The sequence below is a fragment of the Bradyrhizobium sp. LA6.1 genome (assembly GCF_040547805.1).
Taxonomy (GTDB): domain Bacteria; phylum Pseudomonadota; class Alphaproteobacteria; order Rhizobiales; family Xanthobacteraceae; genus Bradyrhizobium; species Bradyrhizobium barranii.
This window is the reverse complement of record NZ_JBEPQK010000005.1, coordinates 281,768-295,968: the sequence shown is the minus strand read 5'-3', so window position 1 is coordinate 295,968 and position 14,201 is coordinate 281,768. Positions and strand designations below refer to the sequence as shown.

Here is a 14,201-nt window from a genome sequence, read left to right as displayed (position 1 = left end):
GGCGACGCCTATTTCGCCGCGTCCTTCGGTGGCGGCGCGTCCTGCTTCTTCTTCAGATCGTCCGCGATCTTCACCTGTGCAGCCTGGAGATCGCCCAGCGTCTTCTGCAGGCCGGCCACAAGCGTCTTCAGCGCGTCGATCTGGCGGTTGGCGGCATCGAGCTTCTGCTGATGATCGAGCGTCAGCTTGGTGATCGTCTTCTGCAGGAAGTCGACGTTGCTCTGCAGGCAGCTCGTGCGCCGCTCCATGGTCTTCTCGACGGTACAGATCTCGATGCCGGGCACGTCTTGCGCGCGGACCGGCGCAATCGCCAGCGGGGCGAGCAACAACATCGCGAAACAAACGCCGGCACTTCGAAGCGACATGCAGGTTCCTCGTCCAAATCAATCACGGCAATGTGCGCTTTTTGCTCGCCGACGCCGGAGGCTACCACACTCGTACCGCATTCTCGCGTTGAGCTTGGCTTGTTCCCTTGGACGGGGAGCAGTGAACCGTGCGCGGAAGAAGAAGTGGGCGCTGTTTCCGCGACTTTGATTAGGGGAGATTTTTGGAATGGCAACGCGCGATAGACGTCTGGCGGAATTCGATGGCGCCGGCGAACCGCCACCTGGCCTGCCGGTGGAGGTGCTGTGTGAGGACCATAGCGGAACGTATCAGCTGCCGTTCGCCTGCCGCTATGTCGAGGGCCGCTGGCAGAACGATGCGGCCGGCGTCCCGGTGGAAGCCACCGTCATCGGCTGGCGCGTGCCGCGCGTCAAGCACTCGGGCTTCGCCTGACGAGCGGCGTCTGTCTCAAAATGCAACGGGGCCGCGCTCTGCCTTAACGAACGGAACGCGGCCCGAACGAATCACGTCCGAATCAGCCGGAACGCCGTGTACGCGGCTGTTCACGGCTAGATGTCGCAACAAGCCCGCACGCGTATACAATATCTGCGCAGCACGTGGGCCGGCCCGAGCCGGCTGCGGGTGCTAAAAGTTAACGGCTTCAAAGACATGGCGGCCGGCTGCGGCAGCCCGGGTCTCGCTCCCAAAACAGGCAGGCGGGCGCCAGGCCTGCCTAATATTCGACCTCGAGCTCCTCGATCTCGGCCGGCTCATCCTTGGCCGCCGCGATCCATTCCTTCATCTCGGGCATGGCCATGATGGTATCGGCATAGGCCTTCAGCAGCGGCTCGAGCTTGACGTCATAGGTCACGAAGCGCGTCACCACGGGGGCATACATCGCATCCGCCATGGTGCGCCTCGCGCCGAACAGGAAGGGTCCGCCTGATTTCTCCAGGCAGTCGCGCCAGATGGAACAGACGCGGTCGATGTCGGCCTGCGCGCGCGACCAGATCTTGAAGCCGGGGAAGTGCCCCTTCAGATTGACCGGCAGCGAAGCGCGCAGCGTCGCGAAGCCGGAATGGATTTCGCCGCAGATCGAGCGGCAATGCGCCCGCTGGACGCGGTCATCAGGCAACAGACCGGCATCCGGCATCGCCTCGTTGAGATATTCGGCGATCGCCAGCGTATCCCAGACCACGGCGCCCTCATGGCGCAGGCACGGCACCAGGATCGACGACGACAGCAGCAGGATTTCGGCGCGCGCCGACGCGTCGTCCGGCGCGGTGACGATCTCCTCGAAATCGAGCCCGGAAAATTTCGTCAGCAGCCAGCCGCGCAGCGACCAGGACGAATAGTTCTTGCTGCTGATCGTCAGTGTCGCCTTCGCCATATGGCCCATTCCCCTACGCCTGTGACTTGCACGCCCGCCCGGCCCGCGGGAGTGCTCATGACCTGTGCTTCCCGCAAAAGGAGGAGCAAGCGATGTGCCAGTTTTGAGGGCGGTAGGGCTCCCGTTTGGCTTCGATATTGCATGACAGCACGGGAAGGTGGGCGTTTCAGTATGATGTCGATGTATTATCAGGCCTTTCAGAACCATATGGACCTCACCGCGCCTTGGCGGGCGGGAGCTTCGTCCGCGCTCAGATTCCTCAATCTGGTGCCGCAGGGCCTATCGGATCAGGTCGTCGGCCGGCTCTCCGCCGCGCTGGAGCTGATCTCCCGCTCCACCCTCACCTATCACCGTCCGGCCTACGGCATCGACAGCGTGATGGTGGGCAACCGTGAGGTCGGCGTCACCGAGGAGGTCGCCTACGCGACGCCGTTCGGCTCGTTGCTGCACTTCAGGAAGGACGGCGTGCCGGAGCAGCCGCGCATGCTGCTGGTGGCGCCGATGTCGGGCCATTTCGCCACGCTGCTGCGCGGCACCGTGAAAACGCTGCTGCAGGACCACGACGTCTACATCACCGACTGGCACAATCCGCGCGACATTCCACGCCGCGAAGGCCGCTTCGGGCTCGACGATTACACCGATCATCTCATCGACTTCCTCGGCCAATTGGGCCCGCGTCCGCACATGGTCGCGATCTGCCAGCCCTCGGTCTCGGCACTCGCGGCCGCCGCGGTCATGTGCGAGGGCAACCACCCCTCGCGGCCTGCGACGCTGACGCTGATGGCGGGTCCGATCGACACGCGCATCCAGCCGACCAGGGTCAACGAGTTCGCCAAGAGCAGGCCGATCGACTGGTTCGAGCAGAACCTGATCAACTACGTGCCGGTGCAATGCCGCGGCGCGCTCCGCAAGGTCTATCCCGGCTTCGTGCAGCTCACGGCGTTCGTCTCGATGAATCTCGAGCGCCACATCAAGCAGCACATGGATCTCGCCAACCATATCGCCAAGGGCGAGAAGGAGAAGGCCGCGAGCATCAAGACCTTCTACGACGAATACTTTGCCGTGATGGACCTGCCGGCCGAGTTCTACATCGAGACCGTGCGCGACGTGTTCCAGGAGCACCTGTTGCCGCAAGGCAAGTTGATGCACCGTGGCCGTCCCGTGAACACCAAGGCCGTCAGCCGCATGGGATTGATGACGGTCGAAGGCGAGAAGGACGACATCTGCTCGATCGGCCAGACGCTCGCCGCGCAAGACCTCTGCACCGGTGTGCGCGCCTATCGTCGCGTCCACCACATGCAGGCCGGCGTCGGCCATTACGGCGTGTTCTCGGGCAAGCGGTGGAATAACGAGATCTATCCGCTCTTGCGGGATTTCGTGCACGTGAATTCCTGACTGTCATTCCCCGCCCCCAGACTGGGGGAAAACGGCTCGTGCCTAATGCACTTGCTCGAGCAGCTCTTTCGCTTCCACGACTTCAGAAAGATTTCGCTCCACATCGAATTCGGCCAGCACGGGAGCGAGCATTTCGGATACCCCGCCTGCTCGGCCATTTCTCTTGTGCAGGCGTGCAAGTCCAAGGGCGCTGCGCAGCTCGAAAGTCTTCGTCTGCTGGTGTCGTGCGATCTCAAGCGCTCGGTTGAGGGACGCTTCGGCACTGGCTTCGTCCGAAGGATCAAGACGCGACAAAAGCTCGCCGCGGGCGCGATGCAGCTCGGCATCAAGCCAATGCTGGCCGGATTGCCCGGTCCATGCGATCAATTCGCTCAAGATTTCCAGCCCGGTTTCGAGTTGACCCGACGCTGCGTTCGCCAAGGCGACATGCATCCCCCAAAACGGCTCACAGAGATAGCAGTCATTCTCGTGCAGCAAGGTCCAGCCGCGACGCATTTCCCTCAGTCCGGTCATTTGGTCGCCTGCACGCCACTTGGCGAGGCCATTCAGGTAGGTGCCGGCGGCCACGTACAACGGCATCGTGTGGTCGCGCGCGAGACCGAGCGCCAGGATCGTCTCCGTTTGCTGCAACATGCCTCCGCATAGTCCGTCGAACACAGCGCGATGAACCAGCGCGTTGGCCTGGGACAGCGCCCGCTTTTCTCCCGAAGCACTCACCGCTTCGGCGGCGAGGCGGCGTGCGCGCGCGATCTTGCCAAGCGGCCAAAGCACCAGGGCAAGAAACCTCATGATCACGAACGGGAGATCCAGTGCCGAAGCCCTGAACGTCGCGGGATCCGGCTCGGCACCATAGATCTCGAGTGCCTGCTCGAGATGCATCCTCGCGTTCAAGTAGTCACCGCCGAACCAGCAGGTAACCCCGCCCGTCCAATGTGCAACGACGGCGGCCACCGGTGAGTCCGGTCGTCGGTCAGCAGCGCTCCTGATGGCATCCGCCAGCTCCAGCATCGGAGCGAGTTCGCCGTGTGTCAGGCAAGCATTGAAGAGACCCGAATGGACCGGCGCGAGTTCAACGGGATCATTGATGTCGGCAGCGAACTGTCGGGCACGCGTCCATGCGGCTACCGTTTCGGGAGCGCTGTGGCCGAGGCTGCCTCGCAATGCACGGCCATACTCGATTTGAAGATGCAGCCTGCTCATTATCCGGCGGGGATCATCCGGCACCTCATCGGCGGACGCAATCGCCTTGCCGAGATGCGCGATCGCCTCGGAATAGGCCGAGCGCTTCAGCGCTTGCTGGCCCGCCTTGCGCCACCATTCGAGGGCGATCTCGCTCAACCCCGCCTCGGTGAAGTGGTGTGCCAGAACTTCCGGCTCAGTCTCGGCAACGACGGGAAACTTCTCGCGCAGGACATCGCCGATGCGCTTGTGAAGCACCTGCCGTTTGCTCTTGAGCAGGCCTTCATAGGCCGCTTCCTGAACGAGAGCGTGCCTGAAGCTATAGTTTGCGTCGGGCGGTGTCCCGCGACGCACCAGCAGTTCCGCCTCTTCGAGTTGCCCCAGCGCAGCGCTCAGCGTCAGATCATCGCGTCCTGTCACATATCTTAGCAGCGCGTATGAAAAGTCGCGGCCGATGGCGGCGCCTATCTGCGCCACCTCCTTGACGGGAGCCAGCCGGTCGAGCCGCGCCATCAGCGAATCCTGCAGCGTCGCGGGAATAGCGAGCGGCGGGAGCGGGCTATCGAGGCGGTAGCGTCCGGAATCTTCGACGAGCAGTCCGGACTCCAGCACCATCTTGGTTAGTTCCTCGACGAATAACGGGATGCCGTCCGTCTTGTCGATGATCTGCTCCATCATCTCCCGCGGCAGCTGGCGGCCAACGGTCACCTGCTCGACCAGCGCACGCGTGTCCTGCCGGTCGAGCCGGTCGAGCCGCAACAGGCTGACGTTGGCGAGCCCCGACCAGGAGGGCTCGAACTCTGGCCGGGATGTCATGAGCATGAGTATCGGCAGTCCCCTGATCCGGTCGACGCCGAGATCGAACAGTTCAAGTGTCGTGGCATCGGCCCAATGCATATCCTCGCAGATTACCAGCAGGGGCTGCTCTCGCGCCAACCCCTCAAGCTGATCGAGAAGCGAGGCAAATGTCTGTCGCCGCTGCTGCGCCGGGCTCAAACCAAGCGGCGGATAATGGTCGCCGGTTGGAATCGAAAGGAGAGCCGCAATGAACGGTGTTGCCCGGGCGACCTGTTGCGTTCCAAGCGCCAGCATTGCCTCAAGCTTGTCGAGCTTTTGCTCCGGCATGTCGTGCGAGCGGATACCGGCCGCGCGCTCCAGCTGCGCGACAAAGGGATGAAGCGCGCTGTTGGTGTGGTAGGGCGAACACTGATATCGCACCCGGCGGTGCGCCCCCAACGCGGGGTTTTCGGACAGCGTTGCAACAATGCGCGACTTGCCGATGCCTGCTTCGCCGGAGATCAACACCATCTGGCCCTGCCCCTGCCATGCCAACTGCTGGCGCGAGAGCGTGAATTCGATCTCCTCCTTGCGACCGACAAAGCCGATCGAACGCGTGGCGCGGACCGCCTCGAAGCGACTCTCCGACGCGGCCGCCCCCTCGACCGCCCAGACCGCGATGGGTTCGGCTATCCCCTTGACCTCGCGGCGGCCGAGATTGCGAAAAGTGAAGAGATCGCCAAGCAGCCGGCGCGTCGACGAGGCGACGACGACCACTCCCGGTTCGGCCAGGCTCTGAAGCCTGGCAGCAAGGTTTGGTGTATCGCCGACCGTTGCGTGCTCCTCCGACGCATCGCCGCTGATGAGGTCGCCGATCACCACAAGCCCGGTCGCGATTGCGATCCGCAGTTCAACCCGTTCAGTGGCGCCCGTCCTGAGTCGCCCGACCGCAGCGATGGTGTCGAGGCCCGCTCGCACTGCGCGCTCCGCATCGTCCTCGTGGGCGCGGGGATAGCCGAAATAGACCAGTATTCCGTCACCGACGAACCTGGCGATCCTGCCGTCATAAGCAGTGATGACGCTCGCACAGGCGGCGCGGTAGGCCCGGATCACTTCCCACATATCCTCGGGGTCGAGACGCGCGGAGAGCGCAGTCGAGCCGACCAGGTCGCAAAACATAACGGTCAGGTGACGCCGCTCGGCGTCGTGAGGAGGAGCCGGCGATGCGATCAACGCGGCTGGATCGAGATCGGCAATCGCACGCAGCATTTTGCGGCGATGGCCAAGCAGGACTCCGAGCTTATCGAAGTCCTCGGCCATCAGTTCGGGAAGGACGCCCATGTCGATCCCATTTTGGACAAAACGCTCTGCGTATTGTCCAAGCCCCAGCTTCTCGAGCCACTCCGCAATCTGCATTGGCTCCACCGATCGTGCGGTTGGCGGTTAGCAGAATTTTGGACCACGGCGCGGGGACAATATCCCAACGCCACCATGATGGCACGTCTTGTTTGTTGCGCGATAACTTAGGTTGCTCAGTACCGATGCCGCTTCCAAGCAAGGACATTGCTCGATGCAAACGGTCGCGCTACTAAAAATCGTCTGCACGCAGCGTTGAACGACAGAAGTTGCGATGAGCCGTCAACCACTCGCCTTCAGACCTGACGTCAGCACTGGCACTGGTGCCCACATCACGACGCCAAGCAGACGTTTTTCCGTGAGCACAATTGTCTTCATTCTTCGTCCTTGGGCACTTCGTAGTTGCGCGCCATCGTTCCCGCCGCAACTTGAAGCGAAGACCCAACGACCCAACAGCCGGCGAGAAACGCTATCAGCGCATTGGGTAGGCTTTGATCAAGGACAAGGATGCTGACGGACAGAGTTGCTGCAATCGCCGCGCCGAACGTACCGGCCGCACTCATGATCTCAGCAACCTCAGAGCCGTTGTATTCTTCCGAGGTGCTCGAAATCGACCTCCGAGCGACAGACCGGGACAAATCAATTCCAACATAATAGCTGAGAGCTCCGTAGAGCATTGTTAGCAGCACGATCCAGCCGCTTTCAAAAAGCCCGCCTTTCTGACGCAACAGGGTCGCACCCACATAGAGGCCGCAAGAGGCCCCAACGGCTGCTAGCCCAATTCTTTCGAGGAGATGGGCCGACTTGATAAGACTGGAACGGGCGATCCCAAGATTACCGGCGTACCTCGTTAGGGAAAATGCGCTGGAAACTGCGTTGCCTATCTTCATTGGGGGCTCCTCAATAAGTAGCAGCCTACCGGCCGACCCCGATTAGAAGCTGCGTGGACGCGCTTCGCGATGCCCTTGATTCCAATTTCCAAAAGATGTGGCTGAGTGATGGGGCTGGCTTGCTCGTAACCAAGACGAGAGCCAGTCCAAAGCTGCGAGCTCGCGGCTTCGCAGGCATTGCATCTCACCCGTGTCTGTCAGTCAGCTCCGGGTGCAGCAATTTCTTGGGGGAGAGTTAGCTCGAAAAGAGAGTGATGGACTATGAGACTGTTCACATACTCCTGTTCCCTGTCGCTCCATCCAGTCACGATCTCAGGAGGACTAAGTTTGCATCGTTGCATACTCGGGAGCGGATCGCCGGGAAGGTCGAGCAGGGCCATCCCGTTGAGGTGGATATCGCCGGCTGGGATGCGCCGCGCGAAATCCTCGTGCAGGAAATCGGTGGACTTCACCCTGGCTTCGGCCTCCCTCAGCGTGATGTAGCCGCCTGCTGAAGGAATGGCCGGGATGCTTGCCCTGAAGCGCAGCGCCTCACGAATTTCACGGGCACGAAGCAGGCGATCTCGCTGGCGAAGCGGCCCAGATTTGGATTCTGATTTTGACGGAAAAACGCTCTACGCGTCCGGCCCGCCATGGGTTTCGCGGCGCCATGCGCCCGGACTGACGCCGACCATCTGCGTGAACACCCGCGTGAAATGGCTTTGATTGGCAAATCCGGCCGAGATCGCAATCTCGGACAACGGCAGGTTGCGGACCGTCATCAGCTGCGTGGCCGCCTTCACGCGCTGGCGCAGCAGCCATTGATGCGGCGGCAGGCCGGTGGAGATCCGGAATCCGCGTGAAAAGTGGCTGACCGAAAGGCCGAGCTCGGTCGCGATCTGCTCCAACGCGACCTTGCCTGGGAGATCGGATTCGAGCCGGTCGCAGGCGCGCTTCACCTGCCATGGCGCGAGGCCGCCGCGGTTAGGCTCTGCGACAGGCTTCAGCCCGCCATAGGTCTGGGCGACGTGCGCGGTGAGCGCGAGCATCATATGATCGACGAAAAGCTGGTTGGTCTCGTCAGGCCGACGCAGTGCTTCCTGCAACGTGGCGCCGATATGACGGATGACCCCGTCGTCATGGCCCACACCGGGCTCGTAACTGAGCTCGCCAATGCGCGGCGCGCCGGGTTGCCTCGCCATGTCGTGAAGGGCCGAGCGCGGCAAATAGAAGAAGAGCGAGTGAAACGGCTTGTCGATCACATAGCGCGGGTCGCGCTTGAGGTCGTACAGATAGGTCGCGCCCGCACGAATATCCTCCCTGGTGACGTAGCGGCCTTCCTCCCAACATTCGCAAGCGGGATAGTCGCGGAGCTTCAGGCTGACGAGGTAAGCATCTTCAGCCGGCAACGAGCCGGAAAGTTCGGACGTCGGCTTGTCATTGCGGACTTCGGTGACCGCGAGCTCCGCGCTGCGCAGCGAGCGCGTGATCAGAACCGGAGCTTCCTTCACGTGAAGGCCCCGCCCGAGCCTCTGCCCGTAGACGCCTGCTTGTGTCATTTCAATATTCCATCCGTGAAAGGCACGTCTGCGTCGGCCTTTCCGAGTCGATGCATTATCAGAGATCGACGGCCGACGGTCCAGCTTCGCCGGATTAGCACATAGATTGTGGCAGGCGGTCGCACTCCGTCGCGACGAGGTGAATTCATTGTGATTTCAGCACGATTTCACAGGCTTGGCATCGCGAAGGACAACAGCGTTAACGTGTGCGGCTGATCAGGGCACGATTTTATCGTGCGTTCTGGAAAACATCCGCTGCGCGCCTTTGCGCCGCTAGGCCGACCATTCCTCGCCCCAGACCTGGACGACGTGGCCGGGCGAGACTTCGCGATACTGCCGGACCGGCGGCTGATAATCCGGTGCGCGCACCGGGCTTCTGATCTCGTCGTTCGAGGTCTCGCGCTTCGTGCCGCGGCGCGATGGATCGGGCACCGGCACCGCGGCCATCAGCTTCTTCGTGTAGGGATGCTGCGGATTGCCGAACAAGGCTGCGCGCGGGCCGGTCTCGACGATCTCGCCGAGATACATCACCGCGACGCGATGGCTCATGCGCTCGACCACCGCGATGTCGTGGGAAATGAAGAGATAGGCAAGGCCCATGCCGGCCTGGAGGTCGAGCATCAGGTTGACGACCTGCGCTTTGACCGAGACGTCGAGGGCGGAGACCGCTTCGTCCGCAACGATCAGCTTCGGCCCGAGCGCGAGCGCGCGCGCAATGCAGATGCGCTGGCGCTGGCCGCCGGAGAATTCGTGTGGAAAGCGCGCGGCCATATCCGCGGTCAGGCCGACGCGCACGAGGAGGTCGGCGACCTTGTCGCGCGCCTGCGATGCCGTGGCGAGCCCGTTGGCGAGCAGCGGTGCTGCGATCGCCGTCCCCACCGACATGCGCGGATTGAGACTCGCAAACGGATCCTGGAATACGATCTGCATCTGCTTGCGGAAGTCGCGCAAGGTCCGGGCGTTCATGGCGAGGACGTCCTGGCCGTCGACGAGGACGGTGCCGCTGTCCGGCTCCGTCAGCTTGAGGATGGAACGGCCTGTCGTGGACTTGCCGCAACCGGATTCGCCAACCAGCGCCAGCGTCTCGCCGGCGCGCAGGGTGAAGGAGATGTTCTCGACCGCGTGGACGCGGCCCGAAACCTTGCCGAACAAGCCGGAGCGGATCGGAAAGCGCGTGGTAAGATTGGCGACTTCGAGCAGCGGCCGCTCCGCGGTTGAGACCGTCTCAGGTGTCTCCGTTGGCTCGTCCGAGGTGCCCGTCACCTTGTCGACGATCGGAAAACGCATCGGCCGCGTCCGCCCACCCATCGAGCCCAGACGCGGTACGGCCGCGAGCAGCGCGCTTGTATAGGGATGCGAGGGTGCTGCGAAGATGCGCGCGGTCGCATCGGTCTCGACGGCCTGCCCGCCATACATCACCACGGTACGGTCCGCGATCTCGGCGACCACGCCCATGTCGTGGGTGATGAAGAGGATCGACATCCCCTCCTCCTGCTGGAGCTCCTTCAGAAGCTCCAGGATCTGCGCCTGGATGGTGACGTCGAGTGCGGTCGTCGGCTCGTCGGCGATCAGCAGCTTCGGCTTGCAGGCGAGCGCCATCGCGATCATCACGCGCTGGCGCATGCCGCCGGAGAAACGATGCGGATGCTCGTGGAAGCGTGATGCCGCCGCGGGAATGCGGACACGATCGAGCAGACGGATGGTCTCGGCCTCCGCCGCCGCGCGCGACAGGCCGCGATGCTGGATCAGCGCTTCGGCGATCTGGAATCCGATGGTGAGCACCGGATTGAGGCTCGTCATCGGTTCCTGGAAGATCATGGCGACATCGTTGCCACGGACATCCGTCATGCTCGCTTCGGACAGCGTCAGCAGATCGCGGCCCGCGAGCGTGACGCGCCCCTCGACGCGGCCGCTCTCCTTCGGAATGAGCCGCATGATGGAAAGCGCGGTGACGCTCTTGCCCGAACCGGACTCGCCGACGATCGCCACGGTTTCTTTGGCCGCGATATCGAACGACACGTCGCGGACGACGGGAATCCATTGCCGCTCGCGCAGAAAGGACGTGGTCAGGCCCGCGACCGACAACACGGGCGCCTTCGCTTCGGCAACGATCGGATCAGGCCTGCTTGCGCCGGTGCTCATGCGATTGCCCTAATAGCCGCGACTACGATCGACGCGCCCCGGCAGATCTTCGCCGCGGCGGTGGCGTGCGATGACGTCGAGCACGAAAGCGACGGCCGTATCAGGCGTCGTCATGCTGGCATTGTGCGGCGTCAGCAAGATGCGCGGATGGCTCCAGAACGGGTGGCCGGCGGGCAGCGGCTCGGGATCGGCGACGTCGAGCACCGCACCGGACAGCGCGCCGCTGTCGAGCGCCGCGAGAAAATCGGCTTGGACGAGATGCGGGCCACGCCCGACATTGACGAGCCCTGCTCCGCGCGGCAGGCGCGCGAACAGATCGGCATTGAGGATGCCGCGGGTCTCGTCGGTCAGCGGCAGCAGGCAGACGAGAATGTCGGCCTGCGCGAGAAACTCTGGCAAGGTGTCCGTACCGGCGTAACAGGTGACGCCTTCAATCTCGCGCGGCGAACGATTCCAGCCGAGAAGCGGAAAGTCGAACGCCTTGAGCCGGTCGAGCACGGCCTGGCCGAGCTGGCCGAGCCCCATCACGCCGACACGACGACGTTTGGCCGGCGTGATCCGAATCTCGCGCCAGACCTGTTCCTTCTGCTGGCTGATGAAGTGCAGGAGATCGCGATGCAGCGCGAGCACGGCCATGGTGACGTACTCCACCATGGTCTCGGCGATGCCGGGTTCCAGCATGCGGACGAGCGGAATGTGCGCCGGAACTTTTGTGGCATCGAACTGATCCACGCCCGCACCGACCGAAAAGACCAGCTCGAGATTGGGAAAGGTCGTCGCGATGTTATCAGGCGGCACCCACGCCACCAGGTAGCGCACGTCGGCGGGATCGCCGATGTCGGGCCAGAGCCGGAACGGCACATCGGGCGCGCGCTCCGCGAAGAAGCGCGCCCATTCGGCGCCGCGAACCATGTTGGCCTTGTAGAGAACCGTCATGCCACCAGCACTCTCAGAACGGGCTGACCGGCGCGAGACGCCGGCCGTCGATCATGCGCTTGTGGCTGTAGGCCGCGGGATCGACCAGCGGCGTCGCGCCGGTCACGATGTCGGCGGCGAGCTTGCCGGCCGCAGGACCGATGCCAAAGCCATGGCCGGAGAAGCCCGTCGCGAGGAAGAAGCCGGGCAAGGCATCGACCGGCGAGATCACAGGAATGGTGTCCGGCGTGCAGTCGATCGTGCCGCCCCAGGCTTCCGCGATCTCGATGTCCTTCAATTCGGGATTCGACTTGATCAGCGAAGCCAGCGCCGCGTTGACCAGCGACATGTCAGGCGCCGGATCGCGCACACGCTCGGTCTCGAACGGCGACGGCTTGTCCAAACTCCAGCTCGTGCCGCGCACGATCTGGTCGAAGAACGACTTGCCGAACGACAGTTTCAGCCCGTTCTTGCGATGCAGGTAGGTCGGCCAGAAGGTGCGCGCGTAGCGGAACAGGTCTGGCGACAGTTCGACCGTGCCGCGGCCGCGCAGCGCCAGTGTAAAGCCGCCGTCGAGGCGGCGACGGATACAGTAGAAGTCGGTGCCGAGCGCGCCGGACGTGATCTCCGGTCCCGGCGTGGTTCGGCATGCGGTGGCGTTGACGAGACCGATCGGCAGCTCGATGCCGTGACGGCGGCAGAACAGCGACGACCACGCGCCGCCCGACAGCAGCACGGACTGGGTGCGAATGGTGCCCTTCTCGGTGACGACGGCGCTGACCCGTCCGCCCTGCGTTTCCAGCCCGCGTGCAGCGCAGCCCTGGTGGATGGTCACGCCGTGCTTGCGTGCAGCGGTGGCGAGCGCGGGCACGGCCATCGACGGCTCGGCGCGCCCGTCGCTCGGCGTGTGCAGACCGCCGACCCATTTCTCGGAATTGCCGGGCAGGCGCTCGGCGACTTCCGCCGGCGTCAGGACGGTCGAGTGGACCTGCATCTCGCGCGCCGTTGCGGCCCATCGCTCCCAACTGGCCAGCTCGTCCTTGCTTTTGGTCAGGAACAGCACGCCGGTGCGGCGGAAGCCGGCATCGACACCGGCGTCGTTCTGCATGTCCTCCCACAGCCGGAGCGCCTCGCGGGCCAGCGGGATCTCCTCACGGGCGCGGCCCTGCTGGCGGCACCAACCCCAATTGCGGCTCGACTGCTCGCCGCCGACATGGCCTTTCTCGACGAGGGCGACGGAGACACCCTTCTTTGCCAGATGGTAGGCCGCGGACACGCCGATGACGCCGCCGCCGATGACGACGACGTCCACCTGCGCCGGCAGGCGTTCGTCGCTGTTTATACGGGTGAGCGGCGGGGACATGGGACACTCCAGCTATTCAGTTCGATCGAAGCAAGTCGGCTCGGGGGCAGGCTCGTCATGGGATATTCATTCGCGGATCGAGCGCGTCGCGCAGGCCGTCGCCGAGGAAATTGAAGCTCGTCACCGCGAGCGTGATGGCGACGCCCGGCACGATCGCAAGCCACGGCGCGCTGGTGAGATAGATCTGCGCGTTGTTGAGCATGTTGCCCAAACTCGCGGCCGGCGGCTGGACGCCGTAGCCGAGGTAGCTGAGATAGGATTCCAGCAGGATCGCCTTGGCGACGTTCAGCGTCGCCGCGACCACAATTGGCGCGATCGCATTGGGCACGAGCTCGCGAAACATGATCCGCAGGTTCGACGAGCCGAAGGCGAGCGCAGCAACCGCAAACTCACGTTCTCGCAGCGAGCGCACCTGGGCCTCGACGACGCGGGCCACCCACATCCAGGCGGTCGCCGCGATCAGGACGGTCGTGGTGATCAGGCCGGGCTCGGTAAGCGCCGCCAGCGCCAGCAGGAGAAAGATCGTCGGGAAACACAGCACGGCGTCGACCAGCCGCATCAGGACCGCGCCGACCACGCCGCCATAGAAGCCGGCAAAGGCGCCGACGGCGATTCCCACCGCCATCGCGATCACCATCGCGACGATGCCGATCGTGAGCGAGACGCGTCCGCCCATCATCAGTCGCGCCAGCACATCGCGGCCAAGTTCGTCGGTGCCGAGGATATGCGCACCCGACAAGGGCGGCGCGAACCGCTTCATGATGTCGATATGGGTGTCGTCGAACGGCAGCAGATAGGGACCGAACGCCGAGCCGAGGACGAGAACCAGAATGATGACAGCCCCCGCAAGCGCAAGCCGGTGCCGGCGAAAGCGCCGCCATGCGGCCTGGCCGGGCGCGAGCTGAGCGGTCGAGAGGGTCGCAGCCGTCATT

12 protein-coding genes are annotated in these 14,201 nt (G+C 63.8%); 3 read left to right on the top strand and 9 right to left on the bottom strand.

Annotated elements, in window-relative coordinates; translation table 11 throughout:
* Window positions 1-8 precede the first annotated feature (8 nt).
* Window positions 9-365, bottom strand: coding sequence for a hypothetical protein (locus ABIB99_RS15170; RefSeq protein WP_354176393.1), 357 nt, complete (start codon window positions 363-365; stop codon window positions 9-11).
* Window positions 366-552: 187 nt separating this feature from the next.
* Between ABIB99_RS15170 and ABIB99_RS15165 the strand changes: the two genes are divergently transcribed.
* Window positions 553-777 (top strand): hypothetical protein, encoded by a 225-nt coding sequence (locus ABIB99_RS15165; RefSeq protein ID WP_014492853.1) that lies wholly within the window; start codon window positions 553-555, stop codon window positions 775-777.
* Window positions 778-1,057: 280 nt separating this feature from the next.
* Here the strand turns inward: ABIB99_RS15165 and ABIB99_RS15160 are convergent, their stop codons facing one another.
* The gene (locus ABIB99_RS15160) at window positions 1,058-1,714 is read right to left on the bottom strand and encodes a glutathione S-transferase family protein (protein WP_354176392.1); all 657 of its coding nucleotides are present in this window, start codon (window positions 1,712-1,714) and stop codon (window positions 1,058-1,060) included.
* A 171-nt stretch (window positions 1,715-1,885) separates the two neighbouring features.
* On the opposite strand from ABIB99_RS15160, the gene ABIB99_RS15155 reads away from it, so the two are divergent.
* Window positions 1,886-3,109: a polyhydroxyalkanoate depolymerase gene (locus tag ABIB99_RS15155; protein ID WP_187387949.1), complete on the top strand. Its 1,224-nt coding sequence runs from the start codon at window positions 1,886-1,888 to the stop codon at window positions 3,107-3,109.
* A 42-nt stretch (window positions 3,110-3,151) separates the two neighbouring features.
* On the opposite strand, the gene ABIB99_RS15150 is transcribed toward ABIB99_RS15155, so the two are convergent.
* Window positions 3,152-6,481: an adenylate/guanylate cyclase domain-containing protein gene (locus ABIB99_RS15150; protein WP_354176391.1), complete on the bottom strand. Its 3,330-nt coding sequence runs from the start codon at window positions 6,479-6,481 to the stop codon at window positions 3,152-3,154.
* 314 nt (window positions 6,482-6,795) lie between these two features.
* On the bottom strand, window positions 6,796-7,311 hold the full coding sequence (locus tag ABIB99_RS15145) for a hypothetical protein (protein WP_071910227.1): 516 nt from the start codon (window positions 7,309-7,311) through the stop codon (window positions 6,796-6,798).
* A 254-nt stretch (window positions 7,312-7,565) separates the two neighbouring features.
* On the opposite strand from ABIB99_RS15145, the gene ABIB99_RS15140 reads away from it, so the two are divergent.
* A complete protein-coding gene (locus tag ABIB99_RS15140) occupies window positions 7,566-7,805 on the top strand; it encodes a hypothetical protein (protein ID WP_354176389.1) in 240 nt (79 codons plus the stop codon).
* Between the two features lie 120 nt (window positions 7,806-7,925).
* On the opposite strand, the gene ABIB99_RS15135 is transcribed toward ABIB99_RS15140, so the two are convergent.
* From ABIB99_RS15135 to ABIB99_RS15115, 5 genes are all read right to left on the bottom strand, one after another.
* The gene (locus tag ABIB99_RS15135; RefSeq protein ID WP_354176388.1) at window positions 7,926-8,849 is read right to left on the bottom strand and encodes a helix-turn-helix domain-containing protein; all 924 of its coding nucleotides are present in this window, start codon (window positions 8,847-8,849) and stop codon (window positions 7,926-7,928) included.
* A gap of 273 nt (window positions 8,850-9,122) precedes the next feature.
* A complete protein-coding gene (locus ABIB99_RS15130; protein ID WP_175618144.1) occupies window positions 9,123-10,991 on the bottom strand; it encodes an ABC transporter ATP-binding protein in 1,869 nt (622 codons plus the stop codon).
* A gap of 9 nt (window positions 10,992-11,000) precedes the next feature.
* Window positions 11,001-11,927, bottom strand: coding sequence for a 2-hydroxyacid dehydrogenase (locus tag ABIB99_RS15125; RefSeq protein ID WP_354176386.1), 927 nt, complete (start codon window positions 11,925-11,927; stop codon window positions 11,001-11,003).
* A gap of 13 nt (window positions 11,928-11,940) precedes the next feature.
* Complete coding sequence (locus tag ABIB99_RS15120) at window positions 11,941-13,269, bottom strand: NAD(P)/FAD-dependent oxidoreductase (RefSeq protein ID WP_354176385.1); 1,329 nt, start codon at window positions 13,267-13,269, stop codon at window positions 11,941-11,943.
* 55 nt (window positions 13,270-13,324) lie between these two features.
* Window positions 13,325-14,200 (bottom strand): ABC transporter permease, encoded by an 876-nt coding sequence (locus ABIB99_RS15115; RefSeq protein WP_063981451.1) that lies wholly within the window; start codon window positions 14,198-14,200, stop codon window positions 13,325-13,327.
* Window position 14,201: the final 1 nt, after the last annotated feature.

Excerpts from the sequence above, each read along its gene's own strand:
- ABIB99_RS15170 (WP_354176393.1), bottom strand. The coding sequence starts at position 365 with ATGTCGCTTCGAAGTGCCGGCGTTTGTTTCGCGATGTTGTTGCTCGCC.
- ABIB99_RS15165 (WP_014492853.1), top strand. The coding sequence starts at position 553 with ATGGCAACGCGCGATAGACGTCTGGCGGAATTCGATGGCGCCGGCGAA.
- ABIB99_RS15160 (WP_354176392.1), bottom strand. The coding sequence starts at position 1,714 with ATGGCGAAGGCGACACTGACGATCAGCAGCAAGAACTATTCGTCCTGG.
- ABIB99_RS15155 (WP_187387949.1), top strand. The coding sequence starts at position 1,886 with ATGATGTCGATGTATTATCAGGCCTTTCAGAACCATATGGACCTCACC.
- ABIB99_RS15150 (WP_354176391.1), bottom strand. The coding sequence starts at position 6,481 with ATGCAGATTGCGGAGTGGCTCGAGAAGCTGGGGCTTGGACAATACGCA.
- ABIB99_RS15145 (WP_071910227.1), bottom strand. The coding sequence starts at position 7,311 with ATGAAGATAGGCAACGCAGTTTCCAGCGCATTTTCCCTAACGAGGTAC.
- ABIB99_RS15140 (WP_354176389.1), top strand. The coding sequence starts at position 7,566 with ATGGACTATGAGACTGTTCACATACTCCTGTTCCCTGTCGCTCCATCC.
- ABIB99_RS15135 (WP_354176388.1), bottom strand. The coding sequence starts at position 8,849 with ATGACACAAGCAGGCGTCTACGGGCAGAGGCTCGGGCGGGGCCTTCAC.
- ABIB99_RS15130 (WP_175618144.1), bottom strand. The coding sequence starts at position 10,991 with ATGAGCACCGGCGCAAGCAGGCCTGATCCGATCGTTGCCGAAGCGAAG.
- ABIB99_RS15125 (WP_354176386.1), bottom strand. The coding sequence starts at position 11,927 with ATGACGGTTCTCTACAAGGCCAACATGGTTCGCGGCGCCGAATGGGCG.
- ABIB99_RS15120 (WP_354176385.1), bottom strand. The coding sequence starts at position 13,269 with ATGTCCCCGCCGCTCACCCGTATAAACAGCGACGAACGCCTGCCGGCG.
- ABIB99_RS15115 (WP_063981451.1), bottom strand. The coding sequence starts at position 14,200 with ATGACGGCTGCGACCCTCTCGACCGCTCAGCTCGCGCCCGGCCAGGCC.